The sequence below is a fragment of the Pseudomonas sp. 2024-210 genome (assembly GCF_045062345.1).
In the GTDB taxonomy this organism is placed as follows: Bacteria; Pseudomonadota; Gammaproteobacteria; order Pseudomonadales; family Pseudomonadaceae; genus Aquipseudomonas.
In genome coordinates this window covers 67,175-86,194 of sequence record NZ_JBJGEJ010000014.1, presented here as the reverse complement: position 1 = coordinate 86,194, position 19,020 = coordinate 67,175, and the positions used below count along the sequence as shown (strand labels likewise).

Below are 19,020 nucleotides of genomic sequence, written 5' to 3'. Positions count from 1 at the left end.
GTTTAAATCCCCTGCAACGCCAGATCCATTGCAAAGTAGGTCAGGATCATGTCCGCACCTGCACGCTTGATCGAACCCAGTGATTCACGCACCACACGGGCTTCATCGATAGCCCCGGCCATCGCACCGAATTTGATCATCGCGTACTCACCGCTCACTTGGTACGCCGCCAGTGGCAAGCGCGAAGCTTCGCGCACGTCACGGATGATGTCCAAGTACGCGCCTGCCGGTTTGACCATCAGTACGTCGGCGCCTTCCTGCTCATCAAGCAGCGACTCGCGAATGGCTTCGCGACGATTGAGCGGGTTCATCTGGTAAGACTTGCGATCACCCTTCAATGCGCTGCCACCCGCCTCCCGGAACGGGCCATAGAGGGCCGATGCGAACTTGGTGGAATACGCCATGATCGAGGTATCGATAAAACCGGCCGTATCGAGGGCGCTGCGAATGGCCTGTACCTGACCGTCCATCGCGGCCGACGGCGAGATGAAGTCGGCCCCGGCCGCTGCCGCGGCAACCGCTTGCTTGCCTAAATTGATCAGCGTAGCGTCGTTATCAACGCCGTGATCGTGCATGACACCGCAATGGCCATGGGAGGTGTACTCGCAGAAGCAGGTATCGCTCATCACGATCATTTCAGGCGCGGTATCTTTACAGATACGGGCCATGCGCGAGACCAGTCCGTCTTCACGCCATGAGTCGCTGCCCGTGGCATCAAGATGATGCGACACACCAAAGGCCATCACCGACTTGATGCCGGCACGGGCATAACGCTCGATTTCGCCAGCCAGTTTGGATTCGGGAATACGCATCACACCCGGCATGCTGGTAATCGGTACAAAATCGTCAATCTCTTCTTCGACAAAGATCGGCAGCACCAGATCGTTCAGACTGAATTCGGTTTCCTGAAACAGGTCGCGCAGTGTTTGTGTACGACGCAGACGGCGGGGACGGACAGAAGGGAACTGGCTAGGCATCATGGTTCCTGATGGGCAGGTTGAAGGCTTGATGGCGCAACAAATACAGGATTGAACCTGTAAATGCAAAACATCCGCCCTGCCTGCGGCCGGTTGTCACGGGCACGGCATGGGCGTTGAACATTTCGTAAAAAAGCGTAGCATCGCCGCTCATGATACTCGAACAGCTCAAAGCACTGGGCAATGACACTCGCATGCAAATGATGGAGTGGCTCAAAGACCCACTCAGTCATTTCCCGCCTCAGGATCACGGTGATCCTGCCATTGGTGTGTGTGTCACCCATCTGCAGCACAAGGCCGGCCTATCGCCGTCCACCGCTTCTGCGCACTTGGCCATCTTGCAACGGGCCGGTTTTGTTCTGACCACCCGCATTGGCAAATGGACGTACTACCGACGCAATGAGCAGGCGATTGATGACTTTGCGGCTAGGCTGAAAATCGAGTTGTAATTTTTAACCTTTCATTTCGTCATTTTGCGAAATGTGCTTTACGTCATGTAAAAACAGAGGAAGCCCTGTGAGCACTAAAACTATCTTCGTTAAACCTGGTGGCGGTTATGACAATGTTGTCGTGGGCAGCAGCGAAGTTCGCGCCCCTGCCAGCGGTGAAATCACTGTACGTTTGCACGCCAACTCTCTGAACTACCACGATTTTGCTGTAGTTAGCGGCATGTGGGGACCCACCGAACAACGTATTCCCATGGCCGATGGTGCCGGGGAAGTCATTGCGATCGGCAGCGACGTCACTGAATTCAAGGTGGGCGATTCAGTCGTGAGCACTTTCTTCCCGGAGTGGATCGACGGCACACCGCTGGTTGAAGGGTTTGTGACCGTGCCTGGCGACGGGATCGACGGCTATGCCCGTGAGCAAGTGACCGCCAAAGCCACCGCTTTCACCCTGGCGCCTGTGGGCTATAGCCACGCCGAAGCGTCAACCCTGACGACGGCGGGCTTGACTGCCTGGCGTGCGCTGATGGCCGATGACTCCCTCAAGCCGGGTGATACCGTGTTGATCCAGGGCACCGGCGGGGTGTCGATATTCGCCCTGCAATTCGCCAAAATGGCGGGCGCCACGGTGATTGCGACCTCCTCAAGCGACGCAAAACTTGAGCGCCTGAAAGCGTTGGGCGCTGATCACCTCATCAACTATCGCAAAGACACCCAATGGGGCGAAACCGCACGCGCGCTCACCGGTGGCCGCGGTGTTGACCATGTGATCGAAGTGGGCGGACCGTCGACCCTGGAACAGTCGATGATTGCCGTACGGGTTGCCGGGCATATTTCGGTGATCGGCATCTTGAGTGGTGTATCCGGGTCAATGAACTTCGTTCCTGCACTGGTCAAGCAAGTGCGCCTGCAAGGCGTGCTGGTCGGCAGCCGCAGCCAGCAGCAGGACATGATCCGCGCCATTAATGCCAACGGTATGCGTCCGGTCATTGACCGTCACTTCCCGCTGACCGACATTGTTGAAGCGTTCAAATATCAGGAAACCAATCAGCACTTCGGCAAAATCGTGCTGGATATCTGATACCGCCACACAGGTGGCGCATTGACAGTGCGCCACCCTCTTCTTTAGATTTCGGATTTCCCTGGAGTCTGCGCCATGAGCCTTGAATCCGTCCGCGCGTTCTTAAACGCCAAAGCCCCGGACTTGCACATCATCGAGTTGGCCACCAGCACCGCCACGGTGGCATTGGCGGCTGAGGCCCACGGAGTTGAACCCGGGCAAATCGCCAAGACGCTGGCTTTTCGCGCAGGAGATCGCAACGTGCTGCTGGTCGCACGCGGCGACGCACGTATTGATAACAAGAAAATCAAGAATGCACTTGGCAGCAAAGCCAAAATGCTCGATGCAGAGACAGTTGTGGCGCTCACCAGTCACCCGGTAGGCGGTGTCTGTCCTTTTGGGTTGGCAACCGAACTGGCCATTTATTGCGACATCTCGCTCAAAGCCTTCGATGAAGTGATGCCCGCAGCCGGCGCTACCCATACGGCTGTGCGTATTTGCCCAAGCCGTATGGCAGAGCTGGTGCAAGCGCAATGGGTTGATGTCTGTCAGCACATGGTCGCCCCTGCCCCAGCCTGACAACCTCAGCCCGCCCCTGTCGCCAGGGACAGGCTGAGTCACAGCATTACGAAATAGCCGTATCCACCAGCACTTGAGCTTCCTCGACCAGACGGGCGAGGTGCTCATCGCCGATAAAGCTTTCGGCGTAAATCTTGTAAATGTCTTCCGTGCCTGACGGTCGTGCGGCGAACCAACCGTTTTCAGTCATCACCTTCAAACCGCCAATCGCCTGATTATTGCCGGGTGCATGGCTGAGGATTTGGGTAATGGTTTCGCCCGCCAGATGGGTCGATTTGACTTGCTCTGGCGACAACTTGCTGAGCAGTGCTTTTTGTTGCGGGGTGGCTTTGGCATCCACCCGGGTTGAAAACGGCAAGCCCAAGTCTTCGGTCATTTTCTGATACAACTGTGAAGGGTCCCGCCCCGTGCGCGCAGTCATTTCTGCGGCTAGCAGCGACGGGATCAAACCATCCTTGTCGGTCGACCAGACGCTGCCGTCCAGACGCAAGAACGAAGCACCCGCGCTCTCCTCTCCGCCAAAACCCAGCGACCCCTCGAACAAACCATCCGCGAACCATTTAAAGCCCACCGGCACTTCATACAATCGACGTCCGAGGCGCGCACTCACCCGATCGATCAAGCCACTGCTGACCACAGTTTTGCCGACCGCGGCATCTGAACGCCACTGCGGGCGGTGGTTGAACAGGTAGTCGATTGACACCGCCAGGTAACTGTTGGGTGCCAATAAGCCACCCGATGGCGTGACAATGCCATGCCGATCATGATCCGGGTCGCAGGCAAAGGCCACGTCGAAGCGCTCTTTAAGGCCGATCAAGCCTTGCATCGCGTAGCGGGATGACGGGTCCATGCGGATGCGTCCATCCCAGTCAACGCACATAAAACGGAATGTCGGATCTACCGAAGTGTTGACCACTTCAAGGTTCAATCCGTAGTGCTCACCAATGGCTGACCAGTAACGCACACCGGCGCCCCCCAACGGGTCTACGCCCAGGCGCAGATTGGCACCGCGCAGGGTGTCCATGTCGATGACATTTTTAAGATCGGCCACATAAGTATTGAGGTAATCGTGGCGGTGCGTGGTGCCTGCTTTCAGGGCGTGTTCGTAACTAATGCGCTTGACCCCTGCGAGTCGGGCAGCCAGCAACTCATTGGCCTTGGCTTCGATCCACTTGGTGACATCGGTATCGGCCGGGCCACCGTTTGGCGGGTTGTATTTGAAACCACCACTCTCTGGCGGGTTGTGCGACGGAGTGATCACCACGCCGTCGGCCAGGCCTGACGTGCGACCCCGGTTGTAGCAAATGATCGCGTGAGAGATAGCGGGTGTCGGCGTGTACTCGTCATTCGCCGCAATCATGGTTTCGACACCATTGGCGGCAAACACTTCCAATGCACTGGCCCCGGCCGGGGTTGAGAGCGCATGGGTGTCGATGCCGACAAACAGCGGGCCATTGATGCCTTTCATTTGGCGGTACAGGCAAATGGCCTGACTGATAGCCAGCACATGCCACTCATTAAAGCTCAGCTCAAACGAGCTGCCACGGTGCCCCGACGTGCCAAAAGCAACACGCTGAGTGGCGATGGCGGCATCGGGTTGACCGGTGTAATAAGCGGTCACCAGTCGCGGTATATCGACCAGCAGTTGAGCTGGAGCCGGTTTGCCCGCAAGAGGACTGAGTGTCATGCAAAAACCTCGGGAAAAATAATGATTCGGAGGAAAAAAACAGTTTACTGGCACTTCGACATTGGCGAGAAGCAATCTATCCCGTCAATGGGCCAGTTTTGCACTTAAATAGTCTTACCGTTGCCTCATTGTGCCGCGACGACGAGAATAGACCCGCGTTGAGCGCGCATTTTTCAAGTCGATACTTTTTTCAAGTTCTGTAATAAGGAAACCCCCATGAAACCATTCGTCATCAGTGCAGCACTTTTACTGAGTGCGCTGTGCAGCGTAGCCCACGCAGCCAAACTGGAAGACGTGGCTCCCTACCCCAAAGCCGAAGCCGGGTTCAGCCGCCAGGTTATCTATCTGCCCAAGCATAAGAACGAAGACGATTACAAGGTTCAAATCATTGCCGGTAAAACCCTGCAGGTGGATTGCAACCAGCAGCGACTGGGCGGCAAGCTGGAAGAAAAAACCCTCGAGGGCTGGGGTTACCCGATGTATCGCCTGAACAAGGTGACAGGCCCGGCGAGCACGATGATGGCCTGCCCGCAAGGCAAGGCGCATCCTGAGTTTGTTCCGGTGGTGGGCGACGGTTTTATGCTGCGTTACAACAGCAAGTTGCCGATTGTGGTGTATGCGCCCAAAGACATTGAAGTGCGCTATCGCATTTGGTCCGCTTCCAAACAGATCAAGCAGGCTGTTAGCGAGTGATGACCCCCCAATAAGTGCTCAGCGCCCCTTTCGCTCCATGTGACTCAGCTTCCTGTTGAAGGGTCGCAGAGTGCCGGGTACTCAGAATTGTCCGCGCGAACAAACTCGGCGGCTTGCGCTTTTATCCAGTCAATCACTCGGGCAATGTCAGGCTCTGTTTGACGCTTTCAATACAGATAATGGAGTAAGCCGCTGGCTATATCATTGCCGCTGCCCATAAGCCTGTGAAGGCATGTTTAGGCAGTTTGAACGTGGAGACTGCTTGACGAACGCTGGAAACGTTCAAGGTCAGGAAACTTTTTTTGAGTGTTGGAGCGGCTATTAACTAAGCCAGACGCGGAGGCGAAAAGCGAAAGGTCATCAACGCTGCCATAAAACACCATCATGCCTGCTGTCGGTGGGTTCGCCCCACTCCCGGCACGCTCACCGAGAAGGGGGGGCACACCTCACGCCAGCAATTTCTGTATCTGTTCCTGCAAGGTGTCGAGGTCAAACGGTTTGGCCAGAATCGGTGCCTTGAGGGTGATCGGGCTGCCCGTTTCACGAATTTCCTGCGGATAACCACTGATGAAAATCACTTTGAGATCCGGCCGTAATTTCAGCGCAGGCTCTGCAATTTGAACACCGGAAATGCCACCCGGTAGTCGGAAATCAGTAATCATCAAGTCCAGGTGCGGTTTGCTCGCCAAAATTTCAAACGCCTGCTCACCGTCTTCCGCTTGCAGCACTCGATAGCCTTCACTCGCCAAATAGGCGCTTAATACCATCAGGATCGAGGGATCGTCCTCAACAATCAAAACAACATCTTGCGCATCTTCACTCATGGGAAACCCTAATCCGTACCATCGCTGCCATTACGACATCACGCCGCGCCAGAGGTTGCGGCCAATTCAAGACTTCTGCTCCAACGGTAGGCTGACCCTGAACAAAGCGCCCTCGCCCAGCGTGCTGTGAACGCTGATAGAACCGTTATGAGCGGCGATGATCTGCTCAGAAATAAACAGTCCCAACCCCAGACCGTTCACAACGTCACTCCCGGCAACTCGCTCGAACTGATGGAAAATACGTTGCTGGTTTTCTTCGCTGATGCCAATGCCCTGATCTCTCACATCGATGATGGCATTAGCCCCCTCAACATACACCGACACCTCAACCGGTTTGCGGGCACCGTAGCGCAATGCGTTGGTCAGCAAGTTGGACACCACTTGCTCTATCCGGAACTCATCCCACTGGCCTGTCACCGATTGGCAAGCCGTAAAATTGACCCGAGATTGCGCTGCGCTGATTTGTGCTGCAAAACTTTCCAGCAGATTGGCCACGGTTTGCGACAAGTCAAACGTCGAGGGGCGAATCGATAGCTTGCCGGTGCGTATGCGCGACACATCCAGCATGTCTTCAATCAGGCGGATCAGGCTCTGAATCTGACGCTCGTCGCGATCGACCATCGCCTGCATTTTTTCCATCGTAAAGGCAGCAGCATTGTCGCGGGCCAGATGCATTTTGCGCAGTTGGGTTTCCAGAATCAGCCCATTCAGAGGCGTGCGAACTTCATGGGAGACAATCGACATGAAATCGTCGCGCATGCGCACCGCATGCTCAAGCTCGCGCTGGGTGACTTTCAGTTGGGCCAGCAAGGTTTCCTGCTCTCGGCGGCTCTGTTCCAGCGCTTCAACCTGATGCTTCATGGCCTTGCTTTGGCGATACAACTCGACAAACACGTTAACCTTGCTCTTGACCGCATGGATATCCAGCGGTTTGTGCAAGAAGTCCACCGCGCCCGTCTCGTAGCCCTTGAAGGCATAGTTCATCTCGCGCCCGGCGGCACTGACAAACACGATCGGGATATTTTTGGTTTTTTCAGTTCCGCGCATTAACTCGGCCAGTTCAAAACCGTTCATGCCTGGCATTTGAACATCAAGAATGGCCATCGCGAACTCATGTTGCAGTAACAGCGACAGCGCCTCGTCAGCGGACAGGGCTTTGTAAACCGTGCGATCCTCGCGTGTGATCAACGCTTCCAGCGCCAGCAAGTTCTCAGGCAGATCGTCAACGATCAGCAACTTGGCTTGAATTTCACTTAGTAGCATTCGATTCGTTCCAGCTCGACGAGCAAACGGGCAATGCCGTGCAAAGGAAGGATGTAATCCGGTTGGCAGCGTTCCAGCGCTGCATGCGGCATGATGGCCACATGGGCTTCTGTCGGGTCTTGCACAATGGTCAAACCGCCTTGCTGCTTGACCGATGACAACCCTTGGGCACCGTCCTGATTAGCCCCCGTGAGTAATATTGCAGCCAGGCGCGATTGATACACATCGGCGGCTGACTCAAACAGGTAGTCAATCGAGGGACGGGAGTAATGCACCCGCTCCTCGCGACTCAATGAAAAACTGTGATCCTGCTCTATGGATACATGATAGCCGGGGGCCGCAAAGTACAACGTGCCCGGGATAATGGGCTCTTTATCGTCAACTTCCTTGACCGGCAACGACAGGCGACTGTTAAACACCGCGGCCAGCTGGCTGCGACGCTCATCGGGGATATGCAACACCACAATAACGGGCAACCGAAAGCCGGGTTGAACATGGGCAAAAAGCGTCAGTAATGCCTCGACTCCCCCTGCCGAGGCGCCAATGACCACAGCGTCTACAGCCCTGGGCTCAGTACTCATAGCTTTCGATAAATCCGTTCTTGCTTGAGCACCGGCGCAAACGCTTTGCTGTAATCCGAAAAATCCAGGGTTTCCTTGCTGCCCAGCATCAAAAAGCCGCGATGACAGAGCGACTCATGAAACAAACCAAAGGCTCTGTTTTGAAGATTTTTATTGAAGTAAATCAATACGTTACGACATGAAATTAAATTGGTTTCTGAGAATACGCTGTCGGTCGCCAGGCTGTGGTCAGCGAAGGTCACGTTCTCACACAGACTCTTGTCAAATATGGCGTAGTCATAAGCTGCCGTGTAGTAATCAGCAAACGAGCGCTGGCCACCGGCCTTTTGGTAATTGCTGGTGTAACCGCGGATACTTTCCATCGAGAAAATGCCCTGCTTGGCTTTCTCCAGCGAACGCGGATTGATATCGGTGGCATAGATAATGGTGCGATCCAGCAGCCCTTCTTCGCGCAGCAAGATGGCCATTGAGTAGACCTCTTCGCCGGTGCTGCATCCGGCAATCCAGATTTTCAGCGACGGATAGGTCTTGAGAATTGGCACCACTTCCTGGCGAATGGCCAGGAAGTGCTCAGGATCGCGAAACATCTCACTGACCGGAATGGTCAAATACTGCAACAACTGCATAAACATAGTCGGGTCATGCAGCACGCGTTCCTGCAAGGCCGAAATGGTCTGACAGTCGAACTGACGCATCGCGTGATGGACACGGCGCTTGACCGAAGCGCCGGAGTAATCACGAAAGTCATAGCTGTATTTGAGGTAGATCGCTTCGATCAGCAACCTTAATTCAATGTCGGTGTTTCGATGCACTTAGAGTCGTTCCATTTTCGGTAGCCAGACCCGGATTAGGGAGAACAGGCGATCCAGATCAATCGGTTTTGCCAGGTAATCATTGGTACCCGCTTGCAGGCAACGCTCCTGATCATCCTTCATCGCCTTGGCCGTCACAGCAATGATCGGCAGCTTGCGCCAGCGCGGGTTCTTGCGAATCTCAATAGTGGCTTCATAGCCATCCATCTCCGGCATCATCACGTCCATCAGCACCAGGTCGATATCTTCCACTTCGTTCAGGCGCTCAATGGCTTCACGGCCATTACGGCCGATAACCACGATGGCACCTTTATGCTCCAGCGCACTGGTGAGGGCAAAGATGTTTCGGACATCGTCATCCACCAGCAAAATCTTGCGTCCCTCAAACACCTTGTCGCGGCTGCGAGCGGTCTGGAGCATCGTTTGCCGCTCATGGGACAACTGAGATTCAACTTTGTGCAGAAATAATGTCACTTCATCGAGCAAGCGTTCAGGTGAACGCGCGCCTTTGATAATGATGGAGCGCGAATATTTGCGCAGCTCGGCTTCTTCATCGCGTGTCAGGTTACGTCCGGTATAGACGATGACAGGGGGGAAGGAGCAAATATCTTCCATCGACATTCGCTTGAGCAAATCACCACCGAGCATGTCCGGCAGTTTGAGATCGATGATCATGCAGTCGTAAATATGGGTGCGCAGCAGGTCCAGTGCTTCCTGTGCGAAGCCAACGGCGGTGATTTCAATATCATCATCGCCGATCAAGCGCGCGATACTGTCGCGCTGTAAATCATCGTCCTCAACCAACAGAACGCGCTTGACCTTCTGGGTCAATTTGGCTTCAAGTCGCGCAAAGACATTCTTCAGTTCTTCGCGGGTTGTCGGTTTTACCGCGTACCCCACCGCCCCCATGTGCATCGCCGCTTCGACACGGTCCTCAACGGAAATCACATGCACTGGAATATGCCGGGTCGGCGCCGAGGCTTTCAGGCGTTGCAGTACTGTCAAACCGGAATGATCAGGCAAGCGCATGTCCAGCAAAATGGCATCGGGAATAAACTCGGCTGCCAACGCAAAGCCTTCATCCGCGCCGTGAGCCACCAGGCAGTTATAGCCCAGTTCGTGGGCCAGATCGAAGAGGATGCGCGCAAAGTTCGGCTCGTCTTCAACCACCAAAATACAGCGAGTGCTGAAGGGCGCTTTTTCCCGGTCATCGGCAAAACGTGGAATGTGTACAGGCGCAACCTCGACAGGCACCAACACAGTGCTGGCTGGTACGGGCCGGGCCGATGGCGCGACTTTGGGCGTCATCGGCTCGGCAGGCTCGACAAATTGCTCGGGCATGATCAACGTAAACTCACTGCCCTGCCCCGGCGTGCTGCTGATACTGATGGAGCCGCCGAGTAAAGTCGCCAGGTCTCGTGAAATCGACAACCCCAAGCCGGTACCGCCATAGCGGCGATTGGTGGTGCCGTCAGCCTGACGGAAAGCCTCAAAGATACTTTCTTGCTGATCCTGGGCTATACCAATACCGGAATCCTTCACTGTGAAGGCAACCCCTTCGCCGGGCACCCGCGCAACGGTGAGGCTGACTTGACCTTTTTCGGTGAACTTGATCGCGTTGGACAGCAAGTTCTTCAGGATTTGCTCCAAACGCTGGCTATCGGTGTAGAGCATGGGCGGCGTGCCGGGTTGCACTTCAACCTTGAGTGACAGCCCCTTGTCCCCGGCCAATGGCTCAAACATCCCGCGCAAGCCTTCAACCACCCTCGCTACGCTGGCGTTTTCGGGCAAAACCTCAAGCTTGCCAGCCTCGACTTTTGAAATATCCAGAATGTCATTGATCAGGTTGAGCAAGTCATTGCCCGCCGAATAGATCGACTCGGCGAACTTGACCTGCTCACCTGAAAGGTTTCCGTGAGGGTTTTCAGACAGCAGTTTTGCCAAAATCAATGAGCTGTTCAGTGGCGTGCGCAGCTCATGGGACATATTGGCCAGAAATTCGGACTTGTACTTGCTGGACCGTTGCAGCTCCTGAGCCCGCTCTTCCAGCTGAACCTGAGCCTCATTGAGCTCTATATTTTTGCGGTTCATCGCATCGCGCTGACCGGACAAGGCCTCATTGGTCTGCTCAAGTTCCGCTTGCTGGGTCTCAAGATTAGTCTGCGACTCCTTGAGGATCTGCGATTGTTCTTCAAGCTCTTCGTTGGCGGTCTTGAGTTCTTCCTGTTGCACTTGCAACTCTTCATTAAGCTGTTGGGTCTCAGCCAGCACCTCTTGCAGACGCTGACGATAACGAGCAGCTTCAATCGATGTGCCAATGTTGTCAGCGATCAATTCGAACAATTCAACATCACGTTCAGTCAAGGCCCTGAGGAAACCCAGCTCAATCACGCCATTGACGCGATCATCATCGCTGGTCGGCACCACCAGTACGCTGCGGGGAGAACCTTCGCCCAGCCCGGAGCTGACTTTGAAGAAGTAATCTTGCGGCACGTTGTCCAGGCGAATCAGCTGGTCCTGCTGAGCCGCCTGCCCCACCAAACCTTCGTCATTGTGAATCAGTTGATCCTGCGATTCCTGTTCACGAGAAAAGCCATACGAAGCAACTCGCTTGAGGCCGCCATGATCTTCACGCACATAAACGGCGCCCACCACGCTGCCCAGATACTGGGCGCAGAATTGCAGAATATTGCGCCCCAGCATATTCAGGCTCAGGCGCCCCAGCACCTGCTCTGCCAGCTCTGTCTGTCCGTTACGCAACCACGCCTGACGCTCTAAACGCTCCGCCGTCTTGATATAAGACTCGAAGTTTTCTTTATAACTATTTGAAAGATTTATTAAATCACGGCGCCCTACATAGGCTAGAAACCCGCTTAGACCGAGGATAAACAACAGGTATAGCGTGATGCTGATGACCGTTGTCTCGCTGACTTGATCGCTGCGAGACACCCGCAATTGCTGTTCGGTTTGAATGAAGTCCTCGTATTCCTTACGTATCTCATCGGTCAGACGCTTACCCCGACCGGCCTGCACGGCCGCCTTGTAGTCACCGCCCTGGCGACGCAAGTCGACCATCGACTGTGCGTAAAGGGCCCATTCCTTCTGCAATGCTTCGAGCCGTTTAACACGGTCGACTTGCTGCGGATTATCACTGACCAGCTCTTGCAAGCTTTCCAATTGAGCAACTATTTGCGGTTTGGCAACAACGTAAGGATCAAGAAAATGCTCATCGCCGGTGATGAGGTAGCCGCGCATGCCGGTTTCAAGGTCGAGAGTAATCTTGGCGGATTCGTTGGCGTTAGTAATGACGCGATCGCTGTGTTCGACCCAGCGGATCACGGACAGCAGATAGCTGATCATCACCACAAACAGCACGGCACTCAGTACACCAACGGCCAAGGGCAAGCCAACGTTTCGACTTAAAAGCTTGCGAAAGCTTCGCTCATCAATGGAGGTGGGGGATTTCATGGGACGAGTCCGTACGGTAGGCAAAAGAGGGAGTTTGCAGGATTAGTGATGTTCAGTTCCATTTTCTTATCTGTAATATAGAAATTTCGTACAAAAAAATTCAAATTAAACCTACACACGGCTATTCTGGCGGGCATTGCTGACGCTCAAGCGACACTAAATGAACCCAGCGCTTACATTTTTGACGAGATCATGACTATGCCCGCAACAGCCTCCACGATTCTTGTGGTTGAAGACGACAGCATTGTCAGAATGCTGATCGTAGACGTGCTTGAAGAACTGGAGTTCAACGTAATTGATGCCGAATGCGCTGAAGATGCTTTGGTTTTTCTGGAGAATTTGGACATTCGCTTAGATTTGCTGATGACCGATTTCAGTTTGCCAGGCTTCAACGGACAGCAACTGGCAGTTAAGGCCCAAGCGTTGCGACAAAAGCTGCCCGTCCTGATCGCCAGCGGCCTGGCCGAAACGCTTGAACCTTCCGCAGGCGTGTATTTGATTGGCAAACCCTTTTCCATCGATCAGTTACGCAACAAGGTTAAAGACATTCTTGATCCTGAGATTTGCCGCACTCCTTGAATTGACCTTCCCCTTATAGCTGTGCTTTCCTAAGCGCCTTGTATCAGGTGCCCTTCACAGGGTGAAACGGGAAACCGGTGCGTCAGGCATTTATCTGCTGACAAGTCCGGCGCTGCCCCCGCAACGGTAAGCGAGAGAAGCATCAAAGCCACTGCGCCCTGTGCGTGGGAAGGAGATGTTTACAGGTTCAAGCCTTTTGAGCCCCTCGCAAGCCCGGAGACCGGCCTGGTTCTCTTTGAATAACAAACCCGCGGTGGGCGGGCGCTGTTGAACCCTGCGAGCCTCGTTCGCGGGGTTTTCTTGCGCTTTCATGCCCGCTGCCAGCCCTGAGGCAAGCGCCATGTCCATCCGCACCAGTCGCACCCATGCAGTTGCTACCCCTACCACTCAAAGCCAACGCATTGTTGCCGCTGTTGGCGCCGCTGTGCTGGGGGCCTTCCTCGTTTACTTTGCCGGTTTCTCACACATCGATGCGGTTCACAACGCAGCCCATGACACCCGTCACAGCTCTGCATTTCCGTGCCATTGAGAGTGCCTGCCATGATTAAGCGGATCGCTCAAACGGCAGGCTTTACCGGCTTGCTGGCCGCCCTGTTGCTGACACTGCTACAAAGTTTTTGGGTCGCCCCCCTGATTCTTCAAGCAGAAACCTTTGAAAAGCCGGCTGCAAGCGAAATCCATGCCCATGCCGACATAGCCATGCCCGCCCATGAACATGACGCCCAGGCCTGGGAGCCGGAAGATGGCTGGCAACGCGTGCTGTCCACCGCGGGTGGAAACTTGGTCGTTGCGGTCGGTTTCGCCTTGATGCTGGCGGGCCTGTACACCTTGCGTGCGCCCACCCGCACGTCTCAGGGCCTGCTCTGGGGGCTGGCCGGCTATGCCGTGTTCTGTCTGGCACCGACAATGGGTTTGCCGCCGGAACTGCCGGGCACAGCCGCCGCCGACTTGTTGCAGCGTCAGCTATGGTGGGTCACGACGGCTGCGTCCACTGCGGTGGGCATTGCTCTGCTGGTGTTCGGCAAGCATTGGGCACTCAAGGTTCTTGGTGTTGCGATTTTGGCGGTGCCGCATATCTTCGGCGCTCCTCAGCCTTTGGTTCACTCAAGCCTGGCTCCGCAAGCGCTTGAATCCCAGTTTAAAGTAGCTGCGCAACTGACCAACTTCGTCTTCTGGCTGGCGTTGGGGGTGATCAGCGCCTGGTTGTTCCGTCGTAAACCTGAGGGTCAGTACTCAGCGTGACTGAGTCAGTCGCGGGGCCAATTCTGGTGATTGGACTGGGTTGCCGACAAGGGTGCAGCGCCGAGCATTTGATTGCGCTGATAGAACACTCACTGGCCAACGCCGGTATCGCCGTCAGCGCGATCAGTGCTTTGGCCAGTATCTACACGAAGCAGCACGAGCCTGGGTTGCTGCAAGTGGCCACGCAACTCAATATCAGCTTTGAGGTATTCAGCGCTGAGCAATTGGCGCCTTTCTCCTCAAAGCTCAGCCACCACTCCACGGTAGCGTTTGAGCACACGGGTTGTTTTGGCGTGGCCGAAAGCGCTGCTTTGGCGCTGGCTGAACGACTCGGCCATGGATCGGCCAGCGTACTGATAACCCTACAAAAATCATCAGTTGCTACCTTTGCGTTAGCTTCATCCGGGTAAAAACCACGATAATCCCCTGCCTCACTATGAGCAACGTTCACGAACAGCTCTATCACGACCCTTTCAAGAGACTCCCATGACTGTCTATTTCATCGGTGCCGGGCCCGGCGATCCAGAGCTGATTACCATCAAAGGCCAGCGCCTGATCCGTAGCTGCCCGGTGATTATTTATGCCGGCTCGCTGGTTCCTGAAGCGGTGCTGCAGGGGCATAACGCCGAACGCGTCATCAACAGCGCCGAGCTGCACCTTGAACAAATCATTGCACTGATCAAAACCGCCAACGACGAAGGTCACGATGTCGCCCGCGTGCACTCCGGGGACCCGAGCCTCTACGGTGCCATTGGCGAGCAAATCCGCTGCTTGCGAGCGCTGGGCATCGCCTTTGAGATCATTCCCGGCGTCACTGCCACGGCAGCTTGCGCGGCGCTGCTGGGGGCAGAACTGACATTGCCGGACATTTCGCAAAGCGTCATTTTGACACGCTATGCGGAAAAAACCGTGATGCCGGCTGGAGAAGAACTGAGCAGCCTGGCGCAACATAGAGCGACCATGGCCATTCACTTGGGTGTCAAAAACCTTGAAAGCATCGTGCGAGAATTAACCCCGCATTACGGCAGCGACTGCCCCATCGCTGTTATCCACCGAGCCAGCTGGCCAGATCAGGATTGGGTGACGGGCACGCTATCGGATATTGCTCTGAAAGTTAAAGCCAAGGGTTTTACCCGCACAGCGCTGATTTTGGTAGGCCGGGTACTGGGTAACGATACATTCTCGGATTCGTCGCTGTACCGTGCAGGGCATGCGCATGTGTATCGCCCGTGAGTGAGGGCACCCTCAAACGAAAGCCAAAAAAAACGGTGCTCACGGGGCACCGTTTTTTTATGCAACTGGCAGCGAACGCCTTTTTACCGAGGCAACTCAGTAGTAAGCGTTTTCTTTCTGCGAGTGGTCTGTCACGTCACGCACGCCTTTAAGCTGAGGAATACGCTCTAACAACGTACGCTCGATACCTTCACGCAACGTCACATCAGCCTGACCACAGCCCTGGCAGCCGCCACCGAATTTGAGCACCGCAATACCGTCCTCAACCACTTCAATCAGGCTGACCTGCCCCCCATGGCTGGCGAGCCCGGGATTGATCTCGGTTTGCAGGTAGTAGTTGATGCGTTCGTTGATCGGGCTGTCTTCGTTGACCATCGGTACTTTGGCATTCGGTGCCTTGATGGTCAGTTGGCCGCCCATGCGATCCGTGGCGTAATCCACCACGGCATCTTCCAGAAACGGCTCGCTGACTTGATCGATATAGGCCGTAAAGCTTTTCAGGCCCAGGACCGTATCTTCAGGCTTCACTTCTTCTTTCTTGCAGTAAGCAATACAGGTTTCAGCGTACTGAGTACCCGGTTGGGTGATAAAGACGCGAATGCCAATATCGTGGGAGTTCTGCTTGGACAGCAGATCAGCCAGGTAATCTTGGGCGGCGTCGGTAATCGTTATGGCGCTCATGGAATCTCCTCACAGACATGGGGGGCAGTTTACGCCAATCGGCGCGCCTGACAAAGTCCTAGTATTTTTGTCAGGAAAGCCGCACCCCACAGGCATAAAGTTCTTGTAGACGTTGATGAAAAACGAAGGCTGCGATGGCTTGGGTGCGCCACTGCGACGAAGCGCCGTAGAACAGTCCGGCCCGGTGTTTTTGGGTATATATCCATTGCTGCGGTAACGGCCACTCAGGGTTGCGGCCTTACGCCGCGTCACTTTGAAAAGCGCAAAGTAACCAAACGCTCTTGCCCCTACCACTCGGTGCCTCGCTTTGGCTCGGCATGCCCTCACACAGGCATTGCTCAGTAGGCCGCCGCGATCGGCCATCCTTGGCCGTGTCGCGGCTAACCCGGCGTCCTGCCGGGCCACCTACTGCGCACTCCCTGTGTTCGGCCAGCGTGGCTTAATGGGGCGCTTCAGATCAAAAGCTTAAGCAAGATCAAAAGCTCGCTGCCAGCGGCAGATCCCACGCGAGGTACTCATCATTCACAATAAATGTGTCGATACTTATGCCGAACGGGTCATGGATTACAAGTTTTCGTAGCGGTTCATATCCAGTACTCCCGCCTCTACCGGATCGGTTTCATTGATGTACTGGCCAATATCATGGAAGTAATGCCAAAACTCAGGGTTGCTGCGACGGATACCCCAACGCTCGACAATGGCATCGAAGGCCGCTTGGTCCTGACACTTTTCCATCGCCTGAACAAAGGCTTCAACATCGTCTGCGGGGAGGTTGAATATAAAGTTGGGGTAGCTGCTCAGTACACCCGGATAGATGGTCAGGGTGTCCAAGCCCGGTTGCAAGCGGTACTCCTCCCCCATCATGAACGCTACGTTGGTGTGCGCGCGGTTACGCAGCATGCTGTACATCTCACGCTTGCCATCGCTACCTTCGATGCGCAGCATGGTCGCCTCCGGCAGTTGATTGATGACCACCAGCCCCGCAGCAGGACGCGACGTCAATCGACTCAAGGACTGTTCTGCGTACTGAAACTCCTGAGAGATAGTGGGCCGCGAGCAGTAAGCACCTGTGCAACGGTTGATAGGATCGGGGCGAGCGTTCAGTGTGCCGGTGCGCTCAATCAGCTTGAGAGCAAAGTCACGCTTGGGGTCTACCGGATCGAGCTTCATCCCGGTCGGGGTGTCCGTGTCTATTTTCTGGTAGTCCATCCACATTTTCAGCTTGCCACTGTTTTGATACCAGTCGCCGAGGATTGCAGCCCGCGAATCCGCCGGCATCAAACGCAGGAAGTTGACCTCGGCACCGTTGCGGATCAAGTCAAAGTACAACCGTGTTTGCGCTTGATGAGATACGTTGCCAAACACATCGAAGTTGACCGCCAACTGATAATAAGTGCGCTCCAGCAAGGGGTAATCAAACAACCACAGGGTTTGCGGCACCTCGCCCACCAGACCTTTGGTAACACTGGCACTGTCGAAATGGCGGAAGATGGTCAGCAAGGCATTATCGTTACCCGCCCACAATGTCGACCAACTGGGCGGAGGCATTTGCGCATACGCGTCCTGACGTAACTTTTCATAATCGTTGCGCTTGTCGCGGTAGTTGTGCCACAGGTTAATAATGCTGCCAACGTCGTCGATCTGACCGGGCATCGCCAATAAAGGTGTTGCTTCACCTCGATACGCGGCATCCACCACATAGCGATCACGTGCGGGCTCCTGGAACACCGCCCAGAAGTTGTCCCGGATCACGTCTGTAGCAATTTGCCCACGACAGACCGGCCCGCGAATGAAGGTCCGCACGAAGTATTCAGCGTTATCGAGCATAAATTGATAACGCGCCACGGCGGGGATGGCTTCAAAGGTTTCAAACGGGTTGGCACGACCGCGCGGGCCATAGCCTGGAAAACGTGAGGCATGCCAGTCACCGCTGTAAAACAATTGCTTGACCCGTGCCAGCTTGCGCTGCCCCATCGGATAGCTGATGTGGGTTTTGTGCACAATCACGCCCTGTACAGGCATCAGCCGATAGTAAAACGTAGTGCCCGGATCATCGTTCGGACGACGTGTTGCGATCAGATCGACAGGTTGGCCACTGGGCGTGCGGGAACGTACCCACTGGAAGTAATGGCCCGGTACGCCATTGTCGAAATAAGCATGCGCGAGAAACAGGTGCTCGTATAACCAACGTGCAACCAGCGCTTCGGTTGAGCCCGGACGATTGAACAGCTCTTCCCACTCGGCAATTTGTGCGGATTCGACGACCGTAGGCTTGATGGCGTTTTGGTCAACAGGGGCGCCTGCGGCCAACCAGCCCTGCAAAGTGCTGTACTGCTGATCTGTCAGCCCGGTCACCGCCAGCGGCATACCTTCTTTGGGATGGCTTTGTGCATACGCATTGAACTCGCCCGGTGCCGGGCATGAGTTCTCACGGTTGAGACCCAACACGATTTCTTCAGGCAGCTTGGCGTTAGCCGTTAAAGGTGCGCTATGCCCCAACTCCAGCATGCGAGCCATAAGCGCCGCTTGTGCGCCTTGAGCGTCGAGCACCGAGTAAAAACCCTTGTTACGCCACTCAGTCGGGCCGCTGGCATCATAAAAAATCCGCGTGGGAGGTACGGCGATGGTTCTGTCGCCTTTATAAACCGGTACTTTGCTGGCACCCCGTGTAGCCCCCTCTGCACTGCCGAGGTTGAGCTGGCAGGCAGCGTCGTTGCACGCGTGACAGGCCACGCACTTTTCAGTAAGGATCGGTTGAATATCCCGGGTATAAGAAATAGCCGGGCTAACGAGCGGGACTTGCCCAAACGTTGTACTGCACATCACCAGCGTCACGGCGCCGGTGAGTAGGCGAAGAAACATGTGCCATTGTCCTGATATTAGAATGTCGCGATT

The 19,020-nt window shown here is 55.1% G+C and carries 18 protein-coding genes and 1 riboswitch; of the genes, 9 read left to right on the top strand and 9 right to left on the bottom strand.

Annotated elements, in window-relative coordinates:
• Positions 1-2: 2 nt before the first annotated feature.
• Positions 3-977, bottom strand: coding sequence for a porphobilinogen synthase (hemB, locus tag ACI7MX_RS17960; protein WP_405589683.1), 975 nt, complete (start codon positions 975-977; stop codon positions 3-5).
• Between the two features lie 152 nt (positions 978-1,129).
• Here hemB and ACI7MX_RS17955 point away from each other — a divergent pair, with 152 nt between their 5' ends.
• From ACI7MX_RS17955 to ACI7MX_RS17945, 3 genes are all read left to right on the top strand, one after another.
• Positions 1,130-1,426, top strand: a complete 297-nt coding sequence (locus ACI7MX_RS17955) for a winged helix-turn-helix domain-containing protein (protein WP_314484058.1) — start codon at positions 1,130-1,132, stop codon at positions 1,424-1,426.
• Between the two features lie 67 nt (positions 1,427-1,493).
• Complete coding sequence (locus tag ACI7MX_RS17950; protein WP_314484061.1) at positions 1,494-2,504, top strand: NAD(P)-dependent alcohol dehydrogenase; 1,011 nt, start codon at positions 1,494-1,496, stop codon at positions 2,502-2,504.
• A gap of 75 nt (positions 2,505-2,579) precedes the next feature.
• Complete coding sequence (locus tag ACI7MX_RS17945; RefSeq protein ID WP_405589680.1) at positions 2,580-3,062, top strand: YbaK/EbsC family protein; 483 nt, start codon at positions 2,580-2,582, stop codon at positions 3,060-3,062.
• Positions 3,063-3,108: 46 nt separating this feature from the next.
• Here ACI7MX_RS17945 and pgm read toward each other — a convergent pair whose 3' ends face one another.
• Positions 3,109-4,749: a phosphoglucomutase (alpha-D-glucose-1,6-bisphosphate-dependent) gene (pgm, locus tag ACI7MX_RS17940; protein ID WP_405589677.1), complete on the bottom strand. Its 1,641-nt coding sequence runs from the start codon at positions 4,747-4,749 to the stop codon at positions 3,109-3,111.
• Between the two features lie 216 nt (positions 4,750-4,965).
• Between pgm and eco the strand changes: the two genes are divergently transcribed.
• Positions 4,966-5,442 carry a serine protease inhibitor ecotin gene (eco, locus tag ACI7MX_RS17935; protein ID WP_314484071.1) on the top strand — a complete coding sequence of 159 codons (477 nt, stop codon included), beginning with the start codon at positions 4,966-4,968 and terminating at the stop codon, positions 5,440-5,442.
• Positions 5,443-5,888: 446 nt separating this feature from the next.
• Here eco and ACI7MX_RS17930 read toward each other — a convergent pair whose 3' ends face one another.
• The 5 genes from ACI7MX_RS17930 to ACI7MX_RS17910 all read right to left on the bottom strand — a co-directional run bounded on the left by ACI7MX_RS17930 (position 5,889) and on the right by ACI7MX_RS17910 (position 12,390).
• The gene (locus ACI7MX_RS17930; RefSeq protein WP_314484074.1) at positions 5,889-6,266 is read right to left on the bottom strand and encodes a response regulator; all 378 of its coding nucleotides are present in this window, start codon (positions 6,264-6,266) and stop codon (positions 5,889-5,891) included.
• A 66-nt stretch (positions 6,267-6,332) separates the two neighbouring features.
• A complete protein-coding gene (locus ACI7MX_RS17925) occupies positions 6,333-7,529 on the bottom strand; it encodes a hybrid sensor histidine kinase/response regulator (protein ID WP_314484077.1) in 1,197 nt (398 codons plus the stop codon).
• Positions 7,520-8,110, bottom strand: a complete 591-nt coding sequence (locus tag ACI7MX_RS17920; protein ID WP_405589672.1) for a chemotaxis protein CheB — start codon at positions 8,108-8,110, stop codon at positions 7,520-7,522. Before ACI7MX_RS17920 ends, ACI7MX_RS17925 begins: the two co-directional genes overlap by 10 nt.
• Positions 8,107-8,922: a CheR family methyltransferase gene (locus tag ACI7MX_RS17915; RefSeq protein WP_405589669.1), complete on the bottom strand. Its 816-nt coding sequence runs from the start codon at positions 8,920-8,922 to the stop codon at positions 8,107-8,109. Before ACI7MX_RS17915 ends, ACI7MX_RS17920 begins: the two co-directional genes overlap by 4 nt.
• Complete coding sequence (locus ACI7MX_RS17910) at positions 8,923-12,390, bottom strand: response regulator (protein ID WP_314484085.1); 3,468 nt, start codon at positions 12,388-12,390, stop codon at positions 8,923-8,925.
• A gap of 198 nt (positions 12,391-12,588) precedes the next feature.
• Here ACI7MX_RS17910 and ACI7MX_RS17905 point away from each other — a divergent pair, with 198 nt between their 5' ends.
• The 5 genes from ACI7MX_RS17905 to cobM all read left to right on the top strand — a co-directional run bounded on the left by ACI7MX_RS17905 (position 12,589) and on the right by cobM (position 15,444).
• Complete coding sequence (locus ACI7MX_RS17905; RefSeq protein ID WP_405589776.1) at positions 12,589-12,969, top strand: response regulator; 381 nt, start codon at positions 12,589-12,591, stop codon at positions 12,967-12,969.
• A 28-nt stretch (positions 12,970-12,997) separates the two neighbouring features.
• Positions 12,998-13,213, top strand: a riboswitch (cobalamin riboswitch).
• Between the two features lie 96 nt (positions 13,214-13,309).
• The gene (locus ACI7MX_RS17900; RefSeq protein ID WP_314484088.1) at positions 13,310-13,498 is read left to right on the top strand and encodes a CbtB-domain containing protein; all 189 of its coding nucleotides are present in this window, start codon (positions 13,310-13,312) and stop codon (positions 13,496-13,498) included.
• A gap of 11 nt (positions 13,499-13,509) precedes the next feature.
• On the top strand, positions 13,510-14,211 hold the full coding sequence (locus ACI7MX_RS17895) for a CbtA family protein (RefSeq protein ID WP_314484091.1): 702 nt from the start codon (positions 13,510-13,512) through the stop codon (positions 14,209-14,211).
• On the top strand, positions 14,208-14,621 hold the full coding sequence (locus ACI7MX_RS17890) for a cobalamin biosynthesis protein (RefSeq protein ID WP_405589664.1): 414 nt from the start codon (positions 14,208-14,210) through the stop codon (positions 14,619-14,621). Before ACI7MX_RS17895 ends, ACI7MX_RS17890 begins: the two co-directional genes overlap by 4 nt.
• A 76-nt stretch (positions 14,622-14,697) precedes the next feature.
• Positions 14,698-15,444 (top strand): precorrin-4 C(11)-methyltransferase, encoded by a 747-nt coding sequence (cobM, locus tag ACI7MX_RS17885; RefSeq protein WP_314484095.1) that lies wholly within the window; start codon positions 14,698-14,700, stop codon positions 15,442-15,444.
• Between the two features lie 96 nt (positions 15,445-15,540).
• On the opposite strand, the gene nfuA is transcribed toward cobM, so the two are convergent.
• Positions 15,541-16,125: a Fe-S biogenesis protein NfuA gene (gene nfuA, locus ACI7MX_RS17880; protein ID WP_153378818.1), complete on the bottom strand. Its 585-nt coding sequence runs from the start codon at positions 16,123-16,125 to the stop codon at positions 15,541-15,543.
• A 564-nt stretch (positions 16,126-16,689) separates the two neighbouring features.
• Positions 16,690-18,987, bottom strand: a complete 2,298-nt coding sequence (locus ACI7MX_RS17875; RefSeq protein ID WP_405589660.1) for a fatty acid cis/trans isomerase — start codon at positions 18,985-18,987, stop codon at positions 16,690-16,692.
• Positions 18,988-19,020: the final 33 nt, after the last annotated feature.

Bases quoted from the DNA above. Each gene is read 5' to 3' on its own strand.
- hemB (WP_405589683.1), bottom strand. From the start codon at position 977: ATGCCTAGCCAGTTCCCTTCTGTCCGTCCCCGCCGTCTGCGTCGTACA.
- ACI7MX_RS17955 (WP_314484058.1), top strand. From the start codon at position 1,130: ATGATACTCGAACAGCTCAAAGCACTGGGCAATGACACTCGCATGCAA.
- ACI7MX_RS17945 (WP_405589680.1), top strand. From the start codon at position 2,580: ATGAGCCTTGAATCCGTCCGCGCGTTCTTAAACGCCAAAGCCCCGGAC.
- pgm (WP_405589677.1), bottom strand. From the start codon at position 4,749: ATGACACTCAGTCCTCTTGCGGGCAAACCGGCTCCAGCTCAACTGCTG.
- eco (WP_314484071.1), top strand. From the start codon at position 4,966: ATGAAACCATTCGTCATCAGTGCAGCACTTTTACTGAGTGCGCTGTGC.
- ACI7MX_RS17930 (WP_314484074.1), bottom strand. From the start codon at position 6,266: ATGAGTGAAGATGCGCAAGATGTTGTTTTGATTGTTGAGGACGATCCC.
- ACI7MX_RS17925 (WP_314484077.1), bottom strand. From the start codon at position 7,529: ATGCTACTAAGTGAAATTCAAGCCAAGTTGCTGATCGTTGACGATCTG.
- ACI7MX_RS17920 (WP_405589672.1), bottom strand. From the start codon at position 8,110: ATGAGTACTGAGCCCAGGGCTGTAGACGCTGTGGTCATTGGCGCCTCG.
- ACI7MX_RS17910 (WP_314484085.1), bottom strand. From the start codon at position 12,390: ATGAAATCCCCCACCTCCATTGATGAGCGAAGCTTTCGCAAGCTTTTA.
- ACI7MX_RS17905 (WP_405589776.1), top strand. From the start codon at position 12,589: ATGCCCGCAACAGCCTCCACGATTCTTGTGGTTGAAGACGACAGCATT.
- ACI7MX_RS17900 (WP_314484088.1), top strand. From the start codon at position 13,310: ATGTCCATCCGCACCAGTCGCACCCATGCAGTTGCTACCCCTACCACT.
- ACI7MX_RS17895 (WP_314484091.1), top strand. From the start codon at position 13,510: ATGATTAAGCGGATCGCTCAAACGGCAGGCTTTACCGGCTTGCTGGCC.
- cobM (WP_314484095.1), top strand. From the start codon at position 14,698: ATGACTGTCTATTTCATCGGTGCCGGGCCCGGCGATCCAGAGCTGATT.
- nfuA (WP_153378818.1), bottom strand. From the start codon at position 16,125: ATGAGCGCCATAACGATTACCGACGCCGCCCAAGATTACCTGGCTGAT.
- ACI7MX_RS17875 (WP_405589660.1), bottom strand. From the start codon at position 18,987: ATGTTTCTTCGCCTACTCACCGGCGCCGTGACGCTGGTGATGTGCAGT.